The sequence below is a fragment of the Shimia sp. R9_3 genome, assembly GCF_017743755.1.
GTDB lineage: Bacteria > Pseudomonadota > Alphaproteobacteria > Rhodobacterales > Rhodobacteraceae > Shimia.
Genome location: NZ_JAGHRP010000002.1, coordinates 345,642 through 371,353 on the forward strand (window position 1 = coordinate 345,642; position 25,712 = coordinate 371,353).

18 protein-coding genes and 1 pseudogene are annotated in these 25,712 nt (G+C 60.0%); 14 read left to right on the top strand and 5 right to left on the bottom strand.

All coding sequences use genetic code 11. From position 1 onward, the window contains the following. Nucleotides 1-12 precede the first annotated feature (12 nt). The 14 genes and pseudogenes from J7412_RS06215 to J7412_RS06280 all read left to right on the top strand — a co-directional run bounded on the left by J7412_RS06215 (nt 13) and on the right by J7412_RS06280 (nt 17,943). Complete coding sequence (locus J7412_RS06215) at nt 13-996, top strand: DUF58 domain-containing protein (protein ID WP_209077880.1); 984 nt, start codon at nt 13-15, stop codon at nt 994-996. Then, entirely contained in the window at nt 993-1,511 is a 519-nt protein-coding gene (locus J7412_RS06220; RefSeq protein WP_209077881.1) for a DUF4381 domain-containing protein, read from the top strand. Before J7412_RS06215 ends, J7412_RS06220 begins: the two co-directional genes overlap by 4 nt. Further along, nucleotides 1,504-2,487, top strand: coding sequence for a VWA domain-containing protein (locus tag J7412_RS06225; protein WP_209077882.1), 984 nt, complete (start codon nt 1,504-1,506; stop codon nt 2,485-2,487). The genes J7412_RS06220 and J7412_RS06225 overlap by 8 nt, the downstream gene beginning before the upstream one ends. Then, nucleotides 2,484-4,064, top strand: a complete 1,581-nt coding sequence (locus J7412_RS06230; RefSeq protein WP_209077883.1) for a VWA domain-containing protein — start codon at nt 2,484-2,486, stop codon at nt 4,062-4,064. Before J7412_RS06225 ends, J7412_RS06230 begins: the two co-directional genes overlap by 4 nt. Nucleotides 4,065-4,069: 5 nt before the next feature. Beyond that, nucleotides 4,070-5,353, top strand: a complete 1,284-nt coding sequence (locus J7412_RS06235) for a BatD family protein (protein ID WP_209077884.1) — start codon at nt 4,070-4,072, stop codon at nt 5,351-5,353. A 10-nt stretch (nt 5,354-5,363) separates the two neighbouring features. Beyond that, on the top strand, nt 5,364-7,343 hold the full coding sequence (locus tag J7412_RS06240) for a multiheme c-type cytochrome (protein WP_209077885.1): 1,980 nt from the start codon (nt 5,364-5,366) through the stop codon (nt 7,341-7,343). A 128-nt stretch (nt 7,344-7,471) separates the two neighbouring features. After that, nucleotides 7,472-10,351, top strand: a complete 2,880-nt coding sequence (locus tag J7412_RS06245; protein ID WP_209077886.1) for a monovalent cation/H+ antiporter subunit A — start codon at nt 7,472-7,474, stop codon at nt 10,349-10,351. Nucleotide 10,352: 1 nt separating this feature from the next. After that, nucleotides 10,353-10,664: pseudogene (locus J7412_RS06250) on the top strand (Na+/H+ antiporter subunit C); the annotation flags it as partial. Nucleotides 10,665-10,789: 125 nt separating this feature from the next. After that, nucleotides 10,790-12,334, top strand: a complete 1,545-nt coding sequence (locus J7412_RS06255) for a monovalent cation/H+ antiporter subunit D (protein WP_209077887.1) — start codon at nt 10,790-10,792, stop codon at nt 12,332-12,334. Then, on the top strand, nt 12,331-12,822 hold the full coding sequence (locus J7412_RS06260; protein ID WP_209077888.1) for a Na+/H+ antiporter subunit E: 492 nt from the start codon (nt 12,331-12,333) through the stop codon (nt 12,820-12,822). Before J7412_RS06255 ends, J7412_RS06260 begins: the two co-directional genes overlap by 4 nt. After that, on the top strand, nt 12,819-13,088 hold the full coding sequence (locus J7412_RS06265; protein ID WP_209061172.1) for a K+/H+ antiporter subunit F: 270 nt from the start codon (nt 12,819-12,821) through the stop codon (nt 13,086-13,088). Before J7412_RS06260 ends, J7412_RS06265 begins: the two co-directional genes overlap by 4 nt. A gap of 12 nt (nt 13,089-13,100) precedes the next feature. Continuing rightward, nucleotides 13,101-13,469, top strand: coding sequence for a Na+/H+ antiporter subunit G (locus J7412_RS06270; RefSeq protein WP_209061170.1), 369 nt, complete (start codon nt 13,101-13,103; stop codon nt 13,467-13,469). Nucleotides 13,470-13,665: 196 nt separating this feature from the next. Beyond that, complete coding sequence (locus tag J7412_RS06275) at nt 13,666-14,802, top strand: efflux RND transporter periplasmic adaptor subunit (RefSeq protein WP_209077889.1); 1,137 nt, start codon at nt 13,666-13,668, stop codon at nt 14,800-14,802. 3 nt (nt 14,803-14,805) lie between these two features. Then, a complete protein-coding gene (locus J7412_RS06280) occupies nt 14,806-17,943 on the top strand; it encodes a multidrug efflux RND transporter permease subunit (protein ID WP_209077890.1) in 3,138 nt (1,045 codons plus the stop codon). A gap of 76 nt (nt 17,944-18,019) precedes the next feature. Here J7412_RS06280 and J7412_RS06285 read toward each other — a convergent pair whose 3' ends face one another. From J7412_RS06285 to J7412_RS06305, 5 genes are all read right to left on the bottom strand, one after another. Continuing rightward, on the bottom strand, nt 18,020-19,393 hold the full coding sequence (locus J7412_RS06285) for a multicopper oxidase family protein (RefSeq protein ID WP_209077891.1): 1,374 nt from the start codon (nt 19,391-19,393) through the stop codon (nt 18,020-18,022). A 181-nt stretch (nt 19,394-19,574) separates the two neighbouring features. Further along, nucleotides 19,575-21,536, bottom strand: a complete 1,962-nt coding sequence (locus tag J7412_RS06290) for a bifunctional 2',3'-cyclic-nucleotide 2'-phosphodiesterase/3'-nucleotidase (RefSeq protein ID WP_209077892.1) — start codon at nt 21,534-21,536, stop codon at nt 19,575-19,577. Between the two features lie 295 nt (nt 21,537-21,831). Beyond that, nucleotides 21,832-22,224 (bottom strand): VOC family protein, encoded by a 393-nt coding sequence (locus tag J7412_RS06295; protein WP_209077893.1) that lies wholly within the window; start codon nt 22,222-22,224, stop codon nt 21,832-21,834. Beyond that, nucleotides 22,221-23,732 (bottom strand): anthranilate synthase component I, encoded by a 1,512-nt coding sequence (trpE, locus tag J7412_RS06300; RefSeq protein ID WP_209077894.1) that lies wholly within the window; start codon nt 23,730-23,732, stop codon nt 22,221-22,223. The genes J7412_RS06295 and trpE overlap by 4 nt, the downstream gene beginning before the upstream one ends. A 14-nt stretch (nt 23,733-23,746) precedes the next feature. Beyond that, nucleotides 23,747-25,588 carry a peptidylprolyl isomerase gene (locus J7412_RS06305; RefSeq protein WP_209077895.1) on the bottom strand — a complete coding sequence of 614 codons (1,842 nt, stop codon included), beginning with the start codon at nt 25,586-25,588 and terminating at the stop codon, nt 23,747-23,749. Nucleotides 25,589-25,712: the final 124 nt, after the last annotated feature.

Here is a 25,712-nt window from a genome sequence, read left to right on the forward strand (position 1 = left end):
GGCGCACCGCCAATGAACCGCCGCGCCAGCATATCACGCATGGGGCTTGCGCCTGCCGCGGCACCATCAACCGACAGCTGGGATTTGCGGGTGCATGTGACTTTGCCACATTTGCAGGGTTTTCGCGCAGCTGCACGGGCAATTTCTTTCCTGCCCAGACAGCCTGCGCGTTCAGCCCTGCAAGGGCGGCATCGGGCACGCATCCGGGGAAGGGGGCTCGATTTTGAGGAATTGCGCAACTACCTGCCCGGCGATGATGTGCGCGCCATCGACTGGAAGGTCACAGCGCGGGCTGGCGCACCCTATGTGCGGGTTTACAACGAGGAGCGCGACCGTCCGACACTGATTGTGGTCGATCAGCGCATGTCGATGTTTTTTGGCACGGTGCGGAACACCAAATCCGTCACCGCGGCGGAGACCGCGGCGATTGTGGCCCATCGCGTTATCTCGCAAGGAGACCGGCTGGGCGGCATTGTGTTTGGCGACCAATGTGTTGAAGAGCTGCGCCCGGGGCGGGGTGCGCCGGCGCTCACCCGGTTTCTGAGCGTGCTTACACATGCCAACCAGCGTTTGCGCGCGGATGCAGCCAAAGTGCAGCCCATGGCCATGAACGCTGTTCTGCGGGCCGCCGCAAAGCTTGCAACACGCGATCATCTGGTGATTGTGATCAGCGATTTTGATGCGGCGGACGCAGAGACCGAGCGTCATCTTGGTGCAATTGCACAGCACAATGATGTTGTTCTGGCGCTGGTGACAGACCCGACCGCCGAGAAGCTGCCCGAGCAGGGCGCCGTGACCGGCACAGACGGGCAGCAGCAGGCGCGATTGGATATGGCGGCTGCGGATGTGCGCGCCGGTGTCCTATCTGTGGCGGCGGACCGGACGGAGCTTGTGGAAAGTTGGCAGCGCAAGATGAAGCTTTCTGTGCTGCCGGTGACAACGGAACATGAAACCCTGCCGCAGATCGTTTCCCTCATGGGAGGCGCGCGGCCATGAGCGAGAACGCGGAGGCCAATACGCCGGTGCAGGCGGACGGCCTTGTGGGATTGATCAACCAGTTGGCGGAGGTGCCTGAGCCCGTCCCGGTTTCGATGATCCCGCAAACGGTCGGTTGGGCCGTGCTGGCTGGCGCATTGGGACTTGCCTTGCTGGGCTGGGTCTGGCGGATTTGGCGGCGCTATCAGGCCAATGCCTACCGCCGTGAGGCGCTCGTAGCTTTGGACGCGGCGGCGACTGACGCGGCAGCGATCTCAACGATTTTGAAACGTGCTGCACTGACCGCCTATGGGCGCACATCTGTAGCGGCTCTGAGCGGGGATGATTGGCTGCGCTTTCTGGACAAAACCGGGGGCGCTGTTGAAAGCGGGTTTACCGAAGGGGCCGGGCGTAGTTTGGCAGCTGCCGCATATCGTCCCGGGCCGGTGGCCGCAGGCCCTGATCTGCAGGCCTTGGCGCGGCACTGGATACGGAACCACCCCACAGCAGAGGCGTTGGGAGGGGATGATGTTTGAGCTGACCCATCCATTTGCCCTTCTGCTTTGGCCATTGCCGCTTCTGGTGCGTTGGCTGGCTGCGCCGTATCATCAGCGGGAGTCTGCTGTGCGGTTGCCATTCTTTGAGGCTTTGGCGCGGGCGGCAGGTGTGTCTCTGCGTGACGGGGCCATGGTTGTGGCCCATAAGCGTTGGGCCTTGGTTGCGGGCTTTGTGATGTGGATCCTCGTTGTAGGGGCGTTGAGCGGGCCGATGCGGCTTGGCCCGCCGCAGGAAATCACCAAAGCCACGCGCGATGTGATCCTGGCCATTGATATCTCCGGTTCCATGGACACGGTTGATTTCCCCGGAGAAGACGGTGCGGCGCAGCAAAGGTTTGCTGCAGTGCAAGATGTGGTTGGCGCGTTTCTGGAAGGGCGTGAGGGCGACCGCGTGGCGTTGATCGTATTTGGCTCGCGCGCCTATGTGCAGGCACCCCTGACTGAGGATTTGGCGACTGTTTCGGCGATGCTGGCGCAAACTGAGGTGGGGATGGCAGGGCCTCACACGGCGCTAGGCGATGCCATCGGGCTGGCGATACGCACCTTTGAGGCAAGCGAGATAGAGGAACGCCTGCTTATTTTCCTGTCTGACGGGAACGACACCGCAAGCCGGATGAGCCCGATCAACGCAGCCGAGATCGCCAAGGAGAATGGCGTGCGCATGTTCGCCATCGGTGTTGGGGACCCCGACGCCAGCGGCGAGGATCAACTTGATATGGGCCAGCTCTCCGATCTGGCTGAGCGCACTGGCGGACAGGCGTTTTTTGCTTCGGATAGAGAAGCGCTTGATCAGATTTATGCGGAAATTGACGGGCTCACCCCCCGTGAAGAAGACAGCATCAGCTGGCGGCAAAAGGAGCCTCTGGCGCATTACCTGTTGCTGGCAGCGGTTTGCGTGGGACTGGCGCTGTTGATGTCGGCAGCGATGCGGATGCCGCGAAAGGATGCGGCATGAGCGGATCGGTGTTCTGGGTCTATCTTGAGGCGTTTCATTTTCTGCGCGGCTGGGTGTTTGTGGCGGCTGTGCCTGTCTTGTGGATCTGGTGGCAGATGCGGCGCAGGCAAGGGGCAAACGTAAGTGATGCGGGCTGGATAGCGCCCCATTTGGCGCAAGCGCTGACTGTGCCCGGCACAACGCGCCGAGGAGTGCAGCCCATTGATGTGATTGCACTGGTGATGCTGCTGTTGATCGCGGCGACCGCCGGGCCAAGCTGGACACGCGCTCCGGCGCCGTTTGCCGCGCAGACCGCACCGTTGGTGATTGCTTTGCAGGTGTCACCGTCAATGGAAGCGACGGATGTGGCACCTGACCGGCTTGAGCGCGCGAAACAGAAGGCGCGGGATTTGCTGGAGCTGCGGGCCGGTGCGCGCACGGCTTTGGTGGCCTTTGGTGGCAGCGCCCATGTGGTGGTGCCCATGAGCGAAGATCCGGGTGTGATGCAGCCCTATCTCGAAGGTCTGCGGCCTGATGTGATGCCAATTGAAGGGCAGGATGTGCTGGCGGGCTTTGACGTGGCGCAGCAGCTTTTGGCGCGGGAGGCTGCGGCTGGCGGGGTTGTGTTCTTGCTGGATGATCTGTCCGCAGCGGATGCCTCCGGCCTTGAGGAGGCATGGCGCGCGGGTGGTGCGCGAGAGCAGGCGGACGCGGCTGTGGGCGCAACGGTGGCGTCGATGAGTTTTCTCTATCTGCTCCCAGATGGAAGCAGTTTGCCGGTCGGGCCGGACGGCAGTTTTGCCCAAGGAGTGACTGCGGACGGGAGCGATGTGGCGGCGATTGAGCGCTCTCTGGCGTCTGCCTACCAGCGCGCGCAGCTGAGCAATACTGCGCAGCCTTGGGAAGATCGCGGACCTTGGCTCGCCTGGCCCGCAGCGCTGTTGCTTCTGGTCTGGTTCCGGCGGGGAATGGCCGTGCGCTGGGCGGCACAGATGGCGCTGGTCTTGTGGTTTGTTATGCCCACAGAGGTGCAGGCAGAAGGCTGGCGTGATTGGTTCTTAACAGCGGATCAGCAGGGCTGGCTCGCGTATCAGCGGAAAGACTATGAGACCGCTGCAGCGCGTTTTGCAGATCCCTACATGCGCGGAGTGGCACTCTATCGCGGCGGACAATATGAAACCGCTGCGCAGGAGATGGCCCGGATTGAGACGGCGGATGCCGCTTTCATAGAAGGCATGGCGCGGCTTAAGTCGCGGGGATATCGCGATGGCGTGCGCGCCTTTGAGCGGGCTTTGCAGATTGATCCGGACCACGCGGGCGCGCAGCAGAATTTGCCGATCGCCAAGGACATCGTGGCCTATGTGGAAACCGCACAGGCACAATCGGACACTGGCGAGGAGTCCGGCATCGGCGCAGATGATGTGGTCTTTGACAACGAAAACGGACAGGGCGCGGAGACCCAGATTGAGGCCCCAGAAGAAGAGGCCGCAGGCGGGCATCTGTCAGCCGAACAATGGATGCGCACGGTGGACACGCGCACCGAGGACTTTCTACGACAGCGGTTTCGCCTCGAAGCCGCACAACGAACTGGAGACTAGAAACAGTGCGGTTTTGGGGATGCGTAATTGGGATTTGGGTGGCTTTGGCAGGGGCGGGGCTGACGCAGGACAAACCCCAGCTCGATGTGGTGTTTGAAGAAACAGAAGCGATCCCCGGACAACCGCTGACCCTCAGACTTACGGTTCTAGTGCCGACTTTCATGCCCGAGCCGCCTGTCTGGCCGGATCTGGAAAGTCCGAACCTGATGGTGCGGCTGCCGGAGAAAGCGAGCTCTCCCACCAGCAAAACGGTGAACGGAGAGACCTGGTCTGGCATTTCGCGGCGCTATCAGATCACACCTATGGTGCTGGGCAGTTTTCAGATTGCGCCGGGCTCGGTGCAGGTGACTTACCGGGATGCGACTGGCGGCGAGCTTTTGCAAGAAGTGCTGCCTGTGCCGGAAATCTCGGTCGTAGGCATTTTGCCTGAAGGGGCCGAAGGGCTTGATCCGTTTATTGCGGCACAGGAGCTGAGCCTCACCCAAACCATTGACGGGGAAACCGAAGGCCTCGACGCTGGGGCGAGCTTTAGCCGTGTTCTGACGGCCAAAATCAAGGGCGTGTCTCCGATCTTTGTGCCGCCAATGACGCCACAAGAGGCACCAGACGGGCTGCGGGCTTATCCGGAGAACCCCGTGGTAGAAGACAAAGAGGATCGCGGCATCCTCTCCGGAACGCGCAGTGAAAAGACTGTCTATGTCGCGGAGAACGCGGTCGATGGGATGCTGCCTGAGATCACTATTCGGTGGTATAATTTAGCATCCAACACCATCGAGGAAGCAACGGTGCCAGCTGTGAACGTGCAGGCAGAAGCGCCTGCAGGAAGTGTGAATGTCCTTGGCGAAGATGCACGCGCTAACATTGACCTGCGCGTGTTGGTGGCGGCGGGCCTCTTCATAGTGGCTCTCGCAGTGCTATGGTTTGCGCGTGGTTTGATTGCAGCAAAGCGCGCGGGGTTTATTGCCCGCTGGCAGGTCTCTGAAGCCTATGCTTGGAGGTGGTTGCTCACCGCGGTGCATGCCCGGGATCTTGGCGCTGCACGTCGGGCCTTTGACATTTGGCGGGCGCGGGCGGGTACGGGCGCAATTGAGCTGGATGGTTCGGTGGAGACGGCGTTTTTGGGGGTGGGCAGCGGGTTTTTTGGTCAGCAGGCCTCCGCTGAGCTGGGGCCGCAGTGGCGCGCCTTGGAGACAGACCTGAAACAACTGAGACGCGCGTTGCATGGGCAACGTCCTTTAAAGTACCAAGCTTTGGCAGCACTTAATCCGGTGTCTGCGGCCAGGAAGTAAAGAGAACTCTATGATCTATTCGCTCCGGGCGCCGAGCGCCTTGTGCACCTATTTGGCCGCCATCTGTGTGGCCTACCTCGTTTTGAGCTCAGCGAGCTTTGCGCAGCAGGGGGACCGCGCTGCGGCGCAGGGTGCGCATGCACCAGCCTATGTCGGCTCACAGCGCTGTGTCTCCTGTCACGAGGATGAGGCTGAGGCCTGGCGCAAGTCTCACCATGCGCAAGCCTGGCGGATGCCGAGCGATGAGGTGTTGGTCGGGGCCTTTCAGGGCGAAGTGTTTGAACATGACGGAATGCGCGCGCAGTTTGACACCAAGGATGGTGCGCGGGTTGTCACTGTGGTTGAGAAAGACGGGGTGGAAACCGTCTATACTCTGCATTCAGTGGGCGGCACGGAACCATTGCAGCATCTGATCCTAGAGACCGGTCGCGGGCGGCTGCAGAGTTTTGATGTGGTTTGGGATGTTGAAGAACAGCGGTGGTATCATCTGTATCCGGATCAGGATTTGCCCCCGAAGGACGCGTATCACTGGTCCGGGGCTTACAAGAACTGGAACGCACGCTGCGCGGAATGCCACGCCACCGGATTTGAAAAGAACTACGATTTTCAGCGCAAACGCTATGCGTCCACCCAAATTGAGATTGGTGTGGGCTGTGAGGCCTGTCACGGCCCCGGACAGGCGCATCTGGATCTTGTGGCAAACCAGCCGACGCAGGACTACGCGGTGGCTTTGACGGATTGGGGCTTTACCGCAGATACGTCGGTGCCGGAGCAGGCGATGGAGCAATGCGCCGGGTGCCATTCACGGCGCGAAGCCTTTGGTGATGGCAATCCACTACCAGGCACAGCCTTTGCCGATGCTTACAATCTCGCGCTGTTGCGGCCCGGATTGTATCACGCAGACGGCCAAATTCAGGATGAAGTCTACGTCTACGGCTCCTTCTTGCAGTCCAAGATGCATCAAAAGGGCGTGACCTGTGCAAACTGTCATGCGCCCCATGATGCAGAGGTGATCGCTGAGGGAGACGCGGTGTGTACGCAGTGCCATTCCGAGGCAGGAAATCCGGATTTTCCGAGTCTGCGTTTGGCGGCCTATGACACAGTAGAGCATACCCGTCATCCGGAAGGCAGCGCAGGCGCGCAATGTGTCAATTGCCACATGATGGATCAGGTTTATATGGGCAATGACTGGCGGCGTGATCATAACTTCCGTGTACCGCGCCCGGATGTGTCTGCCCGCCTCGGGACGCCGGATGTCTGTACAAGATGCCATGAAGATCAGGAACCAGCGTGGGCAGCGGCGCAGATCGAAGCGTGGTTCCCGGAAGGCCGCTGGCGTGAGGCGCATTACGGTGACATTCTGGCCAGCGGTCGGGCCGATCCGCGCGCGGCGGCTGATGATCTTTTGGCCTTGGCGCAGGATGAGACACAGGCTGATCTGGTGCGCGCAACGGCGCTTTGGCTTTTGGGGCCTGGGGCCACCAGTCTGAAGCTGCAAGACATTGCCGCCTTTATGGAGGATGATGATCCGCAAGTGCGCATCGGGGCGCTTGAGGCGCTGAAATCCCGAGCGGTGGTGGCGGCGGCGCCGTACCTGATCCAAGGCTTGCAGGATGAGGTGCAGGCGGTGCGCGTGGCTTCGGCACGCGCCATCATGAGCCAACCTGCACATCGTTTGCCAGACAGCCTGCGGAGCCATATGCGCCAAGCTTTCCAAACCTTTGGCGCCATGATCCGCAATCAGATGGATTTTGCTGAAGCGCACCTGCAGATGGCCGGATACGCTATGGTCGCTGGGGACATGCGGTCTGCCGCCGGGGCATTGACCGAAGCGGTGCGGATCAATCCGCAGAACGTTCAGGCGTGGCAGACTTTGGTGCGTTTGACCGCTGAGCTGCAGGGGCGCGAGGCCGCCAAATCAACGCTGGAGCGCGCCTTGGAGTGGAACCCAGGAGACCTCACCTTGTTGTCACGTGCCAAGCAATTCTGAGCAGGTTTTTTGCATCTGTCTGCCCGCCAGTAGAAATCAACAGGTTTTCAGCGGGTTATTTATGTGCTCCCATTGTTTCGTGACGCTCGGATGATTATCAATGTCTGTTAACGAACGGGAGGGCAGTAATGCACGACGGCAGTGTGCTGGCGATCATCGCCATTTTACCTTTTCTGGGCGCTTTGCTGCCCGGGGTGATGATCCGGGCCGGGCGCAATGCATGCGCCAGTTTTGCCGCGGTGCCCACGGCCTTTGCGCTTCTTCTGCTTCTGACCCAAGCGCCTGCTGTGATGCGCGGCGAGGTGGTGACCACCTCCATTGAATGGCTGCCGCAGCTGGGTCTGTCGGCATCGTTCTTTCTGGATGGCTTGGGCCTGCTGTTTGCAATGATGATCCTCGGGGTCGGGCTGTTGATCACGCTCTATGCGCGGTTCTATCTGTCCGGCGATGATCCGATGGGGCAGTTTTACACCTATCTGCTGTTGTTTCAGGGCGCGATGCTGGGCATCGTTTTGTCTGACAACATCCTGCTTTTGCTGGTGCTCTGGGAATTGACAAGCCTCTCTTCCTTCTTGCTCATCGGCTATTGGAAACATCTGCCTGAAGGCCGTCAGGGCGCGCGCATGGCGCTCACCGTGACCGGGGCAGGCGGGCTGGCGATGATTGGGGGCATGCTGATCCTTGGAAATATTGCGGGCAGCTTCAATCTCACCGACATTCTGGCGCAGGGGGATGCGATCAAAGCGAGCGAATGGTATCTGCCCGCTCTGATCCTGATCCTGATCGGCGCGTTTACAAAATCAGCCCAGTTCCCGTTCCACTTCTGGCTGCCGCACGCGATGGCCGCGCCAACGCCGGTCTCGGCATATCTGCACAGTGCGACGATGGTCAAGGCCGGTGTGTTCCTGATGGCGCGCATGTGGCCTGCGCTGGCAGGAACCGAGGCCTGGTTTTACATCGTGGCGACCACGGGTTTGATCACCATGGTGCTTGGCGCGCTGATTGCGCTTTTTAAAGATGATCTGAAGGCGCTTCTGGCGTTTTCAACCGTGAGCCATCTTGGCCTTTTGACCATGCTTTTGGGCTTTGGCACCAAAGCTGCGGCGATTGCGGCCGTGTTTCACATCATCAACCATCTGACCTTCAAAGCCGCATTGTTTATGACCGCGGGGATCGTGGACCATGAGGCTCATACCCGCGACATAAAGCGCTTGGGCGGCTTGGCAAAGCTGATGCCGATCACCGCAGTTATTGGCACCATCACTGCGCTCTCTATGGCAGGGCTGATCCCTCTGAATGGCTTCATCTCCAAAGAGATGATGCTGGAAGAAGCGGCACACACGAAGTGGTTTGAGAACCCTTGGCTTGTGCCTGTGCTGGCAACGGTCGGGGCTTGCCTGTCGGTGGCCTATTCCTTCCGCTTTGTCTTTCACGTGTTTGGCGGGCCGGTACGGGATGATTATCCTGCGAAACCACATGATCCGCCTTTCGGGCTTTACGCCTCGCCAGCATTGCTGACCGTTCTGGTGGTGGCGCTGGGGCTGATGCCACATCTTGCCGAGCCTTTGGTAACCGTGGCGGCCAATGCGGTCACGGGCTATGACACCCATCCACATCTGAAACTCTGGCACGGCGTGACACCTGCGCTTTATATGTCGGCCATTGCCTTTGTGGTTGGGGCTATCCTGCTCTACCTGCATGGCGGGTTGGAGCGGATCTGGAACGCGATGCCACGGCCTGAGGCGAAGGTGATATTTGACCGGCTGTTGGCGGGCGCTGTGCAGTTTGCCCAAGCGGTTGTCTTCAGCATGCACAATGGCGCCATGAGCCGCTATCTGGCGATCATGGTCGTGGTGACCATTGGACTTGGGTACCACGCCTTTGCCACTGGGGGCATGCTGCCGCCGACGCGTGACATGCTGCCTGTGCCACCTCTGGTGTTTGTAGCCTGGATTGGCCTGGTTGTGGCGACGTTTCTGGTGGTCACCCAACACCATAACCGCTTCCGGGCGCTGGTGTTTATCTCGGTCATCGGTCTGTCGATTTCGTCCGGCTTCGTCTATCTCTCCGCACCTGATCTGGCGCTGACGCAGATTTCGGTGGAGACGGTGACCATCCTTCTTTTGTTGCTGGCACTCTACTTCCTGCCCAAGGAAACCCCGCGTGAAAGCAGCGCGGCGCGCAAAATGCGCGACGGTGCCATTGCGATTACCGGTGGTCTTGCAGTCGCCGCGCTGGCGATGGTCTATCTGACCCGCGATTTCAGCTCGATCTCGGCCTATCATCTGGCCAATTCCTATAAGGGCGGGGGCGGCACCAATGTGGTGAACGTGATCCTTGTGGATTTCCGGGGGTATGACACCTATGGCGAGATCATCGTGCTGGGGATCGCCGGTTTGACGATCTACGCGCTGATGGACTCCTTGCTGCGGGGACCAGCCGCCAAAAAGCTGCGCGACCGCGTGTTTGCACCGGACCGGTCGCGGGATCGTCACCCGCTGATGATGGTGGTGGCCACACGGGCGATGCTCCCGATTGCGATGATGGTCGGGATCTATATCTTCCTGCGCGGGCACAACCAGCCTGGTGGTGGCTTTATCGCCGGGCTTGTGATCTCCATTGCGCTTTTGATGCAGTACATGGCCTCTGGCTTTGCCTGGGCGCAAATGCGGCAGCGCACGGAATACCACACATTGATTGGCTGGGGCGTTCTGATTGCCGGTTTGACCGGCGCAGGTGCGTGGCTTGCGGGCAAACCCTTCCTGACAAGCGCATACGGCTATCTGCATTTCCCACCAATTGAGGAATTTGAATGGGCCACCGCCATTGCCTTTGACCTTGGGGTGTTCCTTGCCGTGCTCGGCGCGGTGATGCTGATGCTCTACAGCCTGTCGCGGATTGCGCGCTTTGCCGGTGAGACGGTGAACATCAACCCGATGGACCACGACCCATCCGCAGCACGGGTGGCCGAAAAAGCAGACCAAGATTCCGCAAAGGGAGGGCAGTGACATGGAGATGATCGTGGCCAGCACCATTGGTGTTTTGACCGCAGGCGGGATCTATTTGATTTTGCGCCTTCGGGCCTTTCCCGTGATCCTTGGCATTTCGCTACTGTCTTACGCGGTGAATATCTTCCTGTTCTCAACAGGTCGGTTGGCAACCAACGCGCCGCCCATCCTCAACAAATACGGGGATGCAACCTATACCGATCCTCTGCCACAGGCGCTGGTGCTGACAGCCATTGTGATCAGCTTTGGCATGACAGCGGTTTTGGTGATGATTGCCCTTGGAGCTTATCTGGAAGCCGACAGCGACGAGATGGCGCTGATCGACGAGGAGGCTCCGCCGGATGCCGAGTTTGAGGTGGAAGCTGCGGCTGCGGAGGCCGCTGCCAAGTCCAGTGCATTGGACCTGTCTGACGAGGAAGAACTAAAAGGGTTGGGCGTATGAACCACTGGATTATTGCGCCGGTCATCCTCCCTGCGTTGCTGGCCCCGATCATTGCGTTTGTGATGCGGCATGACATCGTGCTGGCGCGCTGTTTTTCCGCTGCCGGTGCACTGGCGTTGTTGCTGATTTCCATCGGGTTGACGGTGTTGGCCGCTGGCGGCGACACGCATGTCTACTACCTTGGCGATTGGCCCGCGCCATTTGGCATTGTGCTGGTGCTCGATCAACTGTCCGCTCTGATGGTTCTGCTGACCAGCATTCTGGCGGTCTGTGTGTTGGGGCATATGATGGCGACCGGCCGGGATCAGCGCGGTCGGCATTTCCATGCGCTGTTTCAGTTCCAACTCATGGGCGTGTGCGGCGCGTTTCTGACAGGGGATGCCTTCAACCTCTTTGTGTTCTTTGAGGTGCTGCTGATCGCCTCATATGGGTTGATGATCCACGGCGGCGGGCGCGTGCGTTTGCGTGCGGGGCTGCAGTATGTGGTGATGAACCTTGCAGGCTCAACGCTGTTCCTCTTTGCTTTGGGCGCGCTTTATGCGGCGACTGGCACGCTGAACCTCGCCGATCTTGCGGTGAAGGTGCGTGAAATGCCAATCGAGGAAGCGGCTCTGCTGCGGGTTGCCGCTGTGCTGCTGCTCATGGTTTTTGCCATCAAAGCGGCGCTGTTTCCGGTGCACTTCTGGCTTCCGGGCACCTATTCGAACGCGCCTGCACCCGTGGCGGCGCTGTTCGCGATCATGACCAAAGTGGGCGCCTATGCGATTATCCGCATGTACACGCTGGTGTTCGGCCCTGATGTGGCCGCCACACAAGAGCTGATCACAAACCTGCTGGTGATCGCTGCGACGCTGACACTGGCGGTGGGGGCAATCGGCGCACTGGCGGCCAAACGCTTCATGCCGATGCTGTCCTTTGCGGTGATCGGCTCTATGGGGACGCTGACCTTTGCCATCGCAGGCATGACCCCGGAGGCCACCACCGCTGCGCTTTACTATCTGGTGCATTCAACGTTTTCCGCAGCCGCCTTGTTCTTGTTGGCAGATCTGGTGATCCGGCGGCGCGGCAATGACGCGCTGTCGCCGCAGTTCGCCACGGAGCGGCACGGGCTGTTTTCCGCCCTGTTCTTTGCAGGCGCCATTGCGATGACAGGCATGCCGCCGCTCAGCGGGTTCTTCGGGAAACTGCTGGTTCTGGATGCGGTGCGCGAGGCGCCTTGGATGACGGTGGCCTGGGTCGCGATCTTGGCAGGCTCGCTGGTGACCATCGTTGGTTTTGCCCGCGCGGGCAGCACGCTGTTCTGGAAAGCGCGCCAACCCAAGAAAGGTGATGTGGCCCTTCATATGGCGGTGAGAAGCGACCAGTCTCCGCTCAATGCGCAGAAACTCACCTCGATCTTTGTGATGCTTCTGATGATGGGGCTGCTGGTGGCCACCTCTGGACGGGTTGCAACCTATCTGGAGGGCGCGGCATCCCAACTTTATGACGTGAACGGATATGTCGAAGCGGTGCTTCAGCCAAGTGAGGAGGTGCTGAAATGATGCGCAGACTGCTCCCCCACCCATTTTTCAGCCTGACGCTGGCAATCGTTTGGCTGATGTTGGTGAACAAGGTCACCGTGGGCAATTTGATCCTTGGCGGCTTCTTTGGTGTCGTGGTGCCGATCATCACCGCGCCTTATTGGCCGGGACGTCCGGACATCCGCAAACCGTTCCATGTGACAGCCTATTTCGCCGTGGTGCTTTGGGACATTGTGGTGGCCAATTTTCAGGTGGCCTTCATCATTTTGTTCAAGCGCGACAAAGACATTCATTCGCGCTGGGTCTGCGTGCCGCTGGATATGACTTCGCCAGAGGCGATCACGGTTCTGGCCGGTACGATCACCATGACCCCGGGCACTGTATCCGCGATGTTGAGCGCGGACAGCAGCAGCCTGCTGGTGCATTGTCTGCACACCGATGATCCAGACGCGGTGCGCGACCACATCAAACACCGCTATGAGCGCCGACTGAAGGAGATTTTCCGATGATCACAGCTGCGCTTTATTTCGCCTTTACCTGCTTTGGTCTGGGGCTGCTGCTTTGCCTCTGGCGCGTCGCGCGGGGGCCGTCAGCCGCGGATCGCATCCTCGCGCTGGATACGATGGTGATCAACATGATCGCGGTCCTGATCCTTTACGGCATCCTGCGCGGAACCGCGATCTACTATGAGGCAGCGATGCTTGTGGCAATGGTTGGCTTTGTTTCTACCGTGGCCTACTGCCGCTTCGTGCTGCGCGGCGACATTATTGAGTGAGGAGAGAGCGAGATGTTGGCTGAAATTCTGGTTTCCTTTTTCCTCGTTCTGGCAGGCTTCTTTGGTCTGGTGGGCAGCTTCGGGCTGATCAAACTGCGCGACAGCATGCAGCGGCTGCATGCGCCCACAAAGGCGACGACATTGGGGGTGGGCGGTGTGCTCGTCGCCTCGATGCTCTACTTCCTTCTGGTGAAGGGGCAGGTGTCCTTTCATGAGCTGTTGATCACGCTTTTCCTGTTCATCACAGCCCCGGTGGCGGCGCATTTTGTGGCGAAAGCCTATATTCAGGCATCCCTGAAACCCGAGGATTTGCCGGATTGTGACGGCGAATATGGTTGGGCGCTGTTTGATGATCCGCCCAGTGCCTTTGATCAGGACTGACATAGGCGCTCAGGCCGTTCCCGGATGAAAGCAAGCGTGCAAGCTCCTTTGCACGCTTATTTTTTGCCGAACTCAACGGAAGCCTTTTGAAAACCTTGCCCCTCGCGCAGGGGCGTGTTTCTATTGTTCGAATTCTGTTTCGATCAGCGTGCAACTGTAAATAGCGCTGCTCGCAATATCATTTTGGGAATATCACATGACCTTTCTACAGTTTTTGCGCACGGCATCCGTGGCTTTGCCGATGACTCTGGCTGCTTCTGCAACATTTGCGCAGGACGCCCCGGCTCCGAAAGTGGCCGTCGCGGCAGCCTATATCGAAGAGTTGGCGGATCAGGCGATTTTCATCGGCAAAGGGGAAGCGGTCGATAAGGTGGATCTGGTCGCGCGGGTCAGCGGCTTTGTCGACAAGATCCATGTGCGCGACGGCGATGAGGTCGCAGCTGGAGACCTTTTGTTTGAAATTGAACCGGAGGTCTATCAGGCGGCTCTGACAGCGCGTCAGGCGGATCTGGCGCAGGCTGAAGCGAATTTGCGCCTGTCTGAGGTTGAGCTTGTCCGGAAAACCGAGCTGTTTGAGCGTGATGTGGGCACGGAAGCAGATCGTGACGTGGCGCTGGCCAACAATGAGGTGGCCAAAGCGCAGGTAGCGATTGCAAAGGCCGCGATTGAGCAGGCGCAACTGGATGTGGATTACACCAAGGTTCACGCCCCGTTTGAAGGCCGTGTTGGCCGTGTGGCCGTCAGCGTGGGCGAATTGGTTGGTTCGGGGTCAGTGCCATTGATCAACATTGTGCGCACAGCGCCGATTTATGCGGAATTTTCCCTGACAGAGAAGCAACTGGTCAGCGTGATGGAGCGCCACGACGCTGAGGTCGCTGAGCTGGCGGATGAGGGCAAGGCACCGGATGTGTTTGCCATTCTGCCAACGGGTGACGAGCTGGACGAGGTCGGCCGAATTGTGTTTGCCGACAACCGGATTGACCCGACCACCGGCACCATCACTTTGCGTGCAAAATTTGAGAACCAGCGCGGGCTGTTGCTTGACGGGGCTTTCCTCAATCTGCGCATTGCCAGCGCGGAGCCTTCGAAAGTTCTGATGATCCCGCAAGCCGCTGTGCAGCGTGATCAGCGCGGTGATTTTGTGTTGGTTGTTGGCCAGCAGAAAACGGTTGAGCAGCGCTATCTCACGCTGGGGCGTCAGGTCGAGGCTGCGGTTGTTGTCGAAGACGGGATGCGTGAAGGCGAAACCGTGATTGTCGAAGGTCTGCAGCGCGTGCGCCCCGGTGTCGAGGTCGATGCGGTTCTGGCGGGCCAGCCGACAGAGGAGCAATAAGCCGTGTTTTCAACGATCTTTATTAAGCGCCCCAAAATGGCGTTTGTGATCTCATTGGTCCTCACCATCATGGGGGCCATTGGGTATAACGCGCTGCCGGTTGAACAGTTCCCCGACATCACGCCGCCGGTGGTGAATGTCTCGGCCAACTACACCGGTGCAAACTCCGAAACCGTTGAAAACACGGTTGCCGCGCCGATTGAGGCGCAGGTGAACGGTGTGGATGACATGATCTACATGTCCTCAGACAGCACCGACACCGGGTCTTACAACCTGGCGATCACCTTTGAGGTGGGCACCGATCCGGACATTGCCTCTGTGAACGTGCAAAACCGCGTGGCGCAGGCCACATCGCAGTTGCCGACCGAGGTGACAGACAGCGGCGTCGTGACCCAGAAATCCTCCACCAACATGCTGTTGATTGTGACGCTGAACTCACCCAACGGCACTTATGACGAGGTGTTTCTGTCCAACTATGCCTCCATCAACATTCGCGACGCGCTGGCCCGTGTGAAAGGTGTTGGCCGTGCGGATGTGATGACCAACTTTGAATATGCGATGCGGATGTGGATGGATCCGGACCGTATGGCCAGCCTTGGCCTGACACCTGCCGATCTGGTGGCTGCCATTCGCGAGCAGAACCTTGAGGTCTCCGCCGGTCAGATCGGCACGCCGCCAATAAGATCCGGGCAGCAGTTTCAATATACCATCAAATCCAAAGGCCGCCTGACCACGGTGAAGGAGTTTGAGGACATTGTGCTGCGCACCGGCGATGCTGGCAGCATCGTGCGCATCAAAGATGTGGCGGAAGTGGAACTTGGGTCCAGCAACTACAATGCATCGGGCCGTGCAGACGGCAACCCGGCAACCGTTTTGGCGGTCTATCAGGCGCCGGGTGAAAACGCATTGGCAGTGGCGGAGAAGGTGATTTCCGAAATGGATCGCCTGTCACGCGCCTTCCCGGATGATGTGACCTATGAGATCCCCTACGACAGTACACTGTTTGTGGAGCAATCCCTCAATGATGTGGTCTCCACGCTGATCCTCACCTTCATTCTTGTGATCTCCGTGGTGTTCATCTTCCTGGGCAACCTGCGGGCCACAATGATCCCTGCGATTGCCATCCCGGTGTCGCTGATTGGGGCTTTTGCCTTCCTTCTGGCCTTTGGCATGTCGCTCAACACGATTTCGCTGTTTGCGCTGGTGTTGGCAATCGGGATCGTGGTGGACGACGCCATTGTGGTGGTTGAAAACGTCGAGCGCCTTATTGCAGAGGAGGGGCTGCCCGCGGCAGAAGCCACCCGCAAAGCCATGGGGCAGATCACCGGGCCGGTGATTGCCACGACGCTGGTGTTGCTGGCGGTGTTTGTGCCGGTGACCTTCATGCCCGGCATCACCGGACGCCTATACACGCAGTTTGCTGTCACTATCTCCGTGGCCGTGGTGATCTCGTCAATCAACGCGTTGACGCTCTCTCCAGCGCTTTGTGCGCTGATCTTGAAGCCACGCAATCCGGAAGGGCCCAAGGGACTGCTGAAGGTTTTTGAGAGCGGTGTGGACGGCGCGCGCAACGGCTATGTCGGCATCGTGCGGCGGCTCGTACGTATCCCGCTGATCGCGGTGGCGATCCTTGTGGCGCTTGGCCTGAGTTCGGGCACATTGATGAAATCGCTGCCCGCCGGGTTTATCCCGCTGGAAGACAACGGCACCTTGTTTGTCGATGTTCAGCTGCCGGATGCGGCGTCTCTGGAACGTACAGAGAATGTGGCCTCTCGCCTCAATGAAAAGCTCATGGCAATCCCCGGCGTTGTTGGATCTGTTCAGGTGAACGGCTTCAGCCTGCTGACCGGTTCTGGCTCCAATGGGGCGATGATCATTCTGAACCTCGCGCCCTGGGATGATCGCCAGACCGACGAGCTGAGTGCGGACGGGATTTTGCAGAAGGTCTACGGCATTGCCAATCAGGAGATCGCCGCGAGCGTGATCGCATTCAACCCACCGCCGATTTCAGGTCTTGGCCTGAGCGCGGGTGTGGAGATGAAGGTGCAGCAGACCGGCGGTGGCACCGCGCAGGATCTGGCCTCTGCGGTTGGCTCTCTGGTTTATGCTGCCAACCAACGCGATGAAATGGCGCAGAGCTATTCAACGTTCCGCGCAAATGTGCCCAAGGTCTATGTCGATCTGGACCGTGAAAAAGCCAAGTCGCTGAACGTGGCGATCTCGGATGTATTCATGACATTGCAGGGCTACATGGGGTCGATTTATGTGAATGACTTCAACCTCTTTGGTCGTGTCTACCGCGTGATGATCCAGGCGGATGGCGACTATCGCACGCAGGTCGAAGACATCAATTCGCTTTATGTGCGCTCCCAAACCGGAGACATGGTGCCGATGGGCACGCTGGTCACGGTCAGAAACGAGCTCGGACCGGTGGCGCTAAACCGCTACAACATGTTCCGGGCGGCAACTGTGACAGGCGTGCCAAAGGAAGGCCTGTCGACCGGCGACGCGATCCGAGTGCTGGAAGAAGAGGCCAAGACGGCACTGCCGCCAGGGTATTCCTATGAATGGACCGGCACGGCGCAGCAGCAGCAATCGTCTGGTGGTCTGGTGATCCTGATCCTCATTATGGCGGTGGTGTTTGGGTATCTCTTCCTTGTGGCTCAATACGAGAGCTGGACCATGCCGGTGGGCATTCTGCTCTCGGTCACGGTCGCCCTGTTTGGGGCTTTGACTGCGGTGGCGGTCTCTGGTGGAGATGTGAACCTCTACACCCAGATCGGGATGATCATGCTGATTGGGATGGCCTCCAAAAACGCCATTCTGATCGTAGAGTTCGCCATGGAGCGGCGGGCCGCAGGGATGACCATTCGGGAGGCGGCGATTGAAGCGGCCAGCCAGCGTTTCCGCGCGGTGATGATGACAGCGTTGTCGTTCCTGCTGGGCGTTGTGCCTTTGCTTGCCGCGAGCGGGGCCGGGGCAGCCAGCCAGAAAGCCATCGGTGTGGCGGTCTTTGGCGGGATGCTGGCGGCCACGGTGATTGGCGTGGTGATCGTGCCGATCCTCTATGTGCTGCTGCAGGGCATGCGCGAATGGATCAAGGGTATTGGCAAGAAAAACGAGCCAAGCGAAGCTGCGTAAAATCCCCGTTTGGAAAGATCAAAGGGCCGGAGTTTCTCCGGCCCTTTTTGTTTGAACTATGCGGCTTCGGCGCGCTTCAGATGACGTGAAACCAGGTCTTCATGCCTGCGGCCTGGTGTGAAAGCATGTGGCAGTGAAACAGCCATTTCCCCGGCGTTTCAGCGACAAAGGCGATTTCGCGAGTTTCACGGGGCTGCACCAAAAGCGTGTCTTTGTGCGGGCCAAATCCGCCGTCGGGCAAGACCTCTTGGAAATGGGTGCCGTGCAGGTGCATCGCGTGGGCAAAGGCGGTTTCGTTCACGATGGGGATGCGTATGAGCTCCCCTTGCCGCAACTCTGCGAGAGGGGCTGTGGGCATGCCCACAACGCCGTTGAACGCCCAGACCTTGCCTTGCTGCACCAAGTCGCGGGTGGACATCTCCTGACCCTGCCAGATGGCGCTTTCCATGCGGCCCATTGCGCCGCCGGACATGACCAGTGGGATCTCTCGCGCACCTGAGAGATCTGTCAGATACCGCATTGGATTGGCTGGCAAGGGCTGGATGGGCGGCCTGAGATCTGATCTGCGGCCTGAGAGGGGAATGTCGTGCAGCAGGTATCCTGTGTCACGCTCGACAAAGACAATTTGAAGGGGCTGTGCTTCAGATGAGGTGATGTCCACAATCACGTCTGCGCGTTCTGCCGGGGCAAACACCAGCGTATCCAAATCCTCGGGCGTGCGCAGAGGCATGCCGTCTCTTGCCACCGCTTTTCCGACGGCACCCTTCACCGCGATGGTCATGATCCGGTCGGTGGCGACATTGACAAACCTTAAGCGCACACGCGCGTTTTCCGCCACAGAGGCGGGCGACGGTGTGAGGTGGGCATGCACATAATTTCCCATGCGGCCAGCGTGGGTCCAATCATGCATGGCGCCGAAGTCCTCGGTGATCTGTGCGGTTTCATCCAGTCGCCAGTCGTCAAGAACCACCACGATGTCATGGTCCACATCGGGCGGAGTTTGCTCCTCAACAACGATCACACCGTAAAGGCCGCGCGCGACCTGCACGGTGGAGTGATTGTGGGAGTGATACCAATAGGTTCCGGCGTCTTTCAGCGGGAAGGCATAGTCAAAGGTTTCGCCGGTTTGCACCGCTTGTTGAGTGAAGCCCGGCACGCCATCCATGGCATTGGGGAGCCGTAATCCATGCCAGTGAATGGACGTCGGCTCAGGCAGGCTGTTGCGCAATGTTTGCTGCAGCGTCTCTCCCTGTCTGAAGCGCAGAAGCGGGCCGGGGACAGTGCCGTCAAACGCCCAAACCTGCGTTTCCGGATAGTCGCCAAATTCCGCGTCGATCAGTTGCACCGCTGCGGCTTTGGCTTCGAGCACGTTGCTTGAGGCCTGCGCGAGGGTGGGAGCGAGGTAGAGCGCCGCTGTGCTTTTCAGGAAGTGCCGTCTCGTGAGTGTCATCGTCCGCTCCGCTGTTTGGGTGGGGCCGGTTTAGGCGTGTTTCAATCAGGCTACGTGAAAGCAGGCCCTCGGGGCCACAAAAAGGGCTGTGAGCTTGTGAGCGCTGCGGTTGTGGTGATGTGGGCAAAGAGAAGGGCCGGGGAGTTCTCCAGCCCTTCGTGTTGGTTTTGGGTGCGTTTTCTTAGAGCTGTATGCGGAAGCGGGCGAAGCCGTCTGGGCCTTCTCCAGCGGCCTCAATAGAGACCCCTTCGACGCTGTCGCTGTACCCGGCAGCCTTGGGGCCGGTGTCGAACAACACCGAGGTGTCAGGCAGGGGCGCGAAGGTCCAATTGGCATCGGCGCGGGGGCTGATGGTGCCTTTTTCGACGATGTAGCGCACGATCACATCGCGGTTGGTGTCCGGGCCTTCAAACACGATGGTGTCGCCCATCGCACCGGGGAATTTGCCGCCGCCGCCCGCGCGGTAGTTGTTGGTGGCGATGATGAATTCCGCATTCATATCAATCGGTTTGCCCTCAAACATCAGATTCACAATCCGGTTGGCATCGGCGTTGATCAGCGCGCCTTTGGGATCAAACTTTGAGGGTTGGGACAGGTCAATCTGATAAGAAACACCGTCCATCACATCAAAGTTGTAGGAGGGGAAATCCGGGTTCAGGAGAAGTTGATCGGCTTTGCCCGGTTCCACCTGATTGAAGATCCCTGCAGAGCGCTCGAGCCAGTCTTTGACCTCCTGACCAGTCACTTTCACCGCGCGGGCGGTGTTGGGATAGAGGTAGAGGTCGGAGACGTTTTTGATCGCCACGTCGCCCTTGGCCACGTCTGTGTAATATTCCGGGCCACCGCGGCCGCCAGCCTTGAAGGGCGCGGCGGCGGAGAGGATGGGAAGGCCTTCATATTCGGTGCCTTTCATCATTTGCTCGATATACCAAAGCTGCGCGATGGAGACGATTTGCACCGAGGGATCATCGGCCACGAGCGCGAAGTAGCTGTGCAGCGGGGCGTCGGTTTTGCCAACGGCGCGGCGTACATAGGCGAGCGTTTCGTCATGCTCTTTTTGTACGGATTTCAATACGTTCTGCTGGCTTTCCACCAGCGCGGTGATGGAGCGATCCTCGTTGCGTTTGGAGATCGGGCGGGCCTCGGTGCTGTGGCTGACGATGCGCCAAGAGCTGCCGTCGCGTTCCAGCATGAGGTCGATCAGACCGAGGTGGGAGCCCCAGAAACCACCCATGGCGGCGGGCTTGCCCATGAGGGTGCCAGCGGCGACGTCGACGCCTGCCATGCCCTCGTATGCGGAGGAGGGGAAGACGCGGTGGTGGTGGCCGGTGAGCACGGCGTCGATGCCATCAACGGCGGCCAGTGGGACGGAGGCGTTTTCCATGCCGTCAGAATGATCGGCTGCACCGATGCCGGAGTGGCTGAGGGCGATGATGATGTCGGCACCTTCTTCTTTCATTTGCGGAACAAAGGCTTGCGCGGTTTCAACGATGTCGCGGGCCTGGACATTTCCCTCAAGATGACGGCGATCCCAGTTCATGACCTGGGGTGGTGTGAAGCCGATGACGCCAACTTTGATCTGGTGTTTCTCCCCTGCGCCATCGGTGATTTCACGCTCCAGAATGGCGTAGGGTTTGAATAGGGTTTTGTCCTCCCGAGGGCTTGCGCCTTGCTCCAGAGAGATGTTGGAGAGCACGGTTTCAAAGCTCGCACCAGACATGGATTTCATAAGAAAATCAATGCCGTAATTGAACTCGTGGTTGCCGATAGTGGCGGCGTCAAAACCGACGGCGTTCATGGCGGTGATAATGGGGTGGCTGTCGCCTTCTTTCATGCCACGTTCATAGGCGATGTAGTCGCCCATCGGGTTGCCCTGCAGGAAATCGCCGTTGTCGATCAAGAGCGAATTGGTGGCCTCGTCGCGGATCCCTTTGATCAGCGAGGCGGTGCGGGCAAGGCCGACTGTGTCGCGTGGTTTGTCGGCATAATAGTCATAGGGGAAGACATGCACATGCAGGTCTGTGGTTTCCATGATCCGCAGATGTGCTTGATTTGTCGAGGCTTTTGCCGAGAACGGATGCAGCGCGATGAAGCCTGCGGTGGCACCGAGGAAATGACGGCGGGACAGGGTGAATTGAGACATGGGACCCTCGCTGTTGGAAATGAATGAGGCCCGCCGGTTGGAAGTGAAGGCGGGTTTGGAAGGCAATCAATGGGATGACTGTAACAGCAATTTGACCGGGTGGATAAACTTCTGCGACGGCGGCGGATGTTCGCGCGTTAACACTTAAATTTGCGGCGGATTCCACGTCGGTATCGCGTCGGTAATGCGGCTGTATTGCGGAGGTGCGATTTTCGGGCGGCGCGGATTAACGCGGCGTGCGGCGCAACGGGGGGAGCGCGCAACAAAACGCGGGGTGCTGAGCGGCGTTACAGGCTTACGATTTCGCCGGGCTGGCGAGCCACCAGATGTTGCCAAAGGGATCGGTGATCCCGGCCATATGCTCGCCGTGCGGGCGCAGGTTCGGAGACATGAGCGAGGTCGCCCCCAGCTCCAGAGCCTTGGCATGGGCCGTCGCCGCATCAGACACCTGAATGTGCATCTGGGAGATGTTTGCGGGATAGTCTGCCGTGGCCTGATTGAGCATCAGAACCGAAGTGCCGATCCGCAGGCGGGCGTGCTGGACCGTGCCATCGCCATAGCGGGTTTCTTTGATCAGCTCTGCGCCAAAGAGGGCGTTCAGGAAAGTGATAAACCCATCCGCGTCCGGCACCGTGAAATATGGGGTCACGGTGCTGAGACCTTCAGATGGGTTTATCGGCTCGCTCACGTATTGCCGTTGCCGGTGAAGCGCGCGGCGTCTGCGGCGGCGCGGCGGATGGCGTTGGATTTGTGGACGGTCTCCATGTATTCGGCCTCCGGGTCGCTGTCATAGACAACGCCGCCACCGGCCTGAATGTAGAGCTTTTCGTCTTTCACAATCGCCGTGCGCAGGGCGATGCAGATGTCCATGTCGCCGCCGGAGCTGAAGTAGCCCACGCCGCCGCCATAGATGCCGCGTTTTTCCGGCTCCAGTTCGTCGATGATTTCCATGGCGCGCACTTTGGGAGCGCCGGAGACGGTGCCTGCGGGCATGCCAGCAAAGAAGGCATCCAGCGCGTCTTTGTCGTCCGCCAGTTCGCCGACGACGTTGGAGACGATGTGCATCACGTGGCTGTACCGCTCGATGATGAATTTCTCGGTGGGGCGCACGGTGCCGACCTTGGCCACGCGGCCGGTGTCGTTGCGGCCCAGATCGAGCAGCATGAGGTGCTCGGCCAGCTCTTTCTTGTCGGCCAGCAGATCTTCCTCAAGCGCCTTGTCCTCTTCGGGCGTTGCGCCACGGGGGCGGGTGCCTGCGATGGGGCGGATGGTGACTTCGTCGCCAAAGACCCGCACGAGGATTTCGGGGCTCGCGCCGACCACCTGAAAACCGCCGAAGTTGAAGTAGAACATAAACGGCGAGGGGTTGGTGCGGCGCAAGGAACGGTAGAGCGCGAAGGGCGGCTGCGGGAAATCCTGTGTCCAGCGCTGTGCTGGGACCACCTGAAAGATGTCGCCTGCACGGATGTAGTCTTTGGCCTTCTCCACGGCGGCCATGTAGCCTTCCTTGGTGAAGTTGGAAGTGGGCGGGGCCACCTCGCGGGCTTCGCCCAGATCGCGTGCGGCCTGTGGCATGGCGCGTTCCAGATCGCGCACCGCATCCATCACACGCTCGGCCGCCTGTGCATAGGCGGCCTTGGCGGATTGGCCTTCGCTCACCCATGCGGGGGAGACCACGGTGACCTCGCCTTTGACACCATCCAGCACGGCGACCACGGAGGGGCGCAGCATGCAGGCGTCGGGCAGGCCAAGCGGATCAGGATTGATGTTGGGCAGGTGCTCGACCAGCCGGATCATATCGTAGCCGAGGTAGCCAAACAGTCCGGCGGAGGCCTGTGGCAGGTCTTCGGGCAGGTCGATGCGGCTTTCCTCGATGAGGGCGCGCAGGTTGGTGAGCGGGTCCCCCTCCTGCGGGGCAAAGCCCTCGGGATCAAACCGCGCAGAGCGATTGATGCGGCTTTCGGTGCCGTGGCACTGCCAGATCAGATCGGGTTTCATGCCGATGATGGAATAGCGCCCGCGCACTTCGCCGCCGGTGACCGACTCCAGCATAAAGGCGTCTTTATGCGCGCCGGTGAGTTTCAGCATCAGGGACACAGGGGTGTCCAGATCGGCGGCAAGCCGGGTGTAGACAACTTGATTTTTGCCCGCCTCATAGGCGGCGGCAAACTCGTCAAAGCTCGGGGTCAGGTCCACCTTGGCGGCCTTTCTTATTGGAACTGCGCGTGCACTGCGTTGAGTGCCTGCTGATTGATTTCTGCCGGGTACATCGCCTGCAGCGCTTCGGCATAAGCCTGGAACATGTCCTGAGACACGCCGCTGGCCAGCTGCTCGGTGATGCGCGCTTTGAGGGTGGCGATTTCCGGATCAGAGGTGTCTGGCATGGTGACGGCGTTCAGGCGCACGAGGATGACGCCATTGGCGCTTTCCAGTACGCGCAGCTCGCCGGGTCCCATCTCAAAGACATCATTGAGGAAGGTTGCCGGGGTGCCGGGAATGAAGCCGCCGCGATCCATGCCGGTTTCCTCCACAGCGGTGAAGCCGAAGGAGGCAAATTCGGTGCCTTCAGACAGGCGTGGCATCAGGCGCTCCACCAGCGCGTTCAGCGCCTCGGCAGTGCGTTCGGCGACAACCGCAGCAGCGGCTTCGTCTTTCACATCTGCCAGCGGGGCCGGGTGGGCCTCGGTTTCGCCCTCAAGACGCAGGGCATAGATGCCGCCGTCCTCAAGCACTTCGACCTGTGGGAAGTCGCTGTCGGTCACGGCCGCAGCGGTGGCGCGGAAGCCTTCATAGCCTGCGAGCGGGTGGTCAACAGCGGCGTGCCAGTCAACAGAGCCAAGCTGCATGTCGGTTTCATCGGCCACCTCTTCGAGGGTGGCGCCACCGGCCAGCAGGTCGTCGATGTCGCTGATTTGGGCGTCGATCAGGCGGCGGGCGCGGTCGGCAGCCAGCTCATCGCGCAGCACGGCGCTGGCCTCTTCAAAGCTGGTGCTTTGGGCGGGCAGAATGCCGTTGACGCGGAACAGGGCCGGGCCGAGGTCGGATTGCACCGGACCGGCGATGCCTCCTGCCGGGGTCAGGAACACGGCTTCGCCTGCGGCGCTGAGTTCGGCTTTGGTCACGTCGCCCAGATCCACATCGGCGAGCTGGAGGCCGCGGCCTTCGACCAGCGCCTCAAAGGTGGTGGTGCCTGCGGTGATCTCTGCCAGAGCAGCTTCGGCGGCGGCCTGATCGCCAAACGCCAGACGCTCCACCAGGCGGCGCTCCGGGCGGTTGAACTCGGCGTCGCGCTCTTCATAGAGCGCCTGCAGCGCGGTTTCGTCGATCTCGACCTGATCGATGATCATGTCGGGGCTGAGCCAGGCATAGGTGATCTGACGGGTGGCCGGAACCATGAAGCTGTCCTGGTTGGCGTCATAGTAGGCGGCGATGTCCGCGTCTGCGGGTGTTTCGACCGGGCGGGTCAGGTTGTCGCCGGTGAGCTGCGCCCATGTGAAGTCGCGCTCTTCGGCGATGTAGGTGATGACCGCATCGGCGTAGGCGTCAGACATGTTGAGGCCGGAGACAATCGCGCCCTGCAGCAGGCTGCGGGCGGTGTCTTCGCGCACGCTGTCTTCAAATTCGGACTCGCTCATGCCGGCCTGATCGATGGCGAAGGTGTAGGCGTCGCGGTCAAAGGAGCCGTCTAGGCCCTGGAAGGCTGGGATGTTGAGCAGCTCGTCGCGCAGGTTTTCGTCGCCTATGGAGAGGCCGAGGCGGTCGTTTTCTGCATCCAGCGAGCGGGTGGTGGCGAGGCGGGAGAGCACGAGGCGGTCGATGCCGAAGGCCTGGGCCTGCACAAATGGCAGAGACTGGCCGGTCTGGGCCTCAAGCGCGCGCAGTTCTTCCTGCAGGGCGCGGGCGTAGTCATCGACAGAGATGTCCTTGTCGCCCACGGAGCCGACAGAATGCACGGTGCCCGTCAGGCTGGTTGCGCCAAAGCCACCCAAGCCCAGAATGAGCAGGCCCATGAGAATCCAGACCGCTGTTTTAGAGGTTTTGCTCTGCGCCATGTCGGTTGTCCGCCCTGTGATCGTTCAAGTTTCTGAGGGCAAGGTCTACGCGGTTGGGGCAGGGGGGGCAAGCCGCTTTGGCCTGCCCTTTGGCTCTGCCACACAGCGCTGTGAGCGCGCTGTG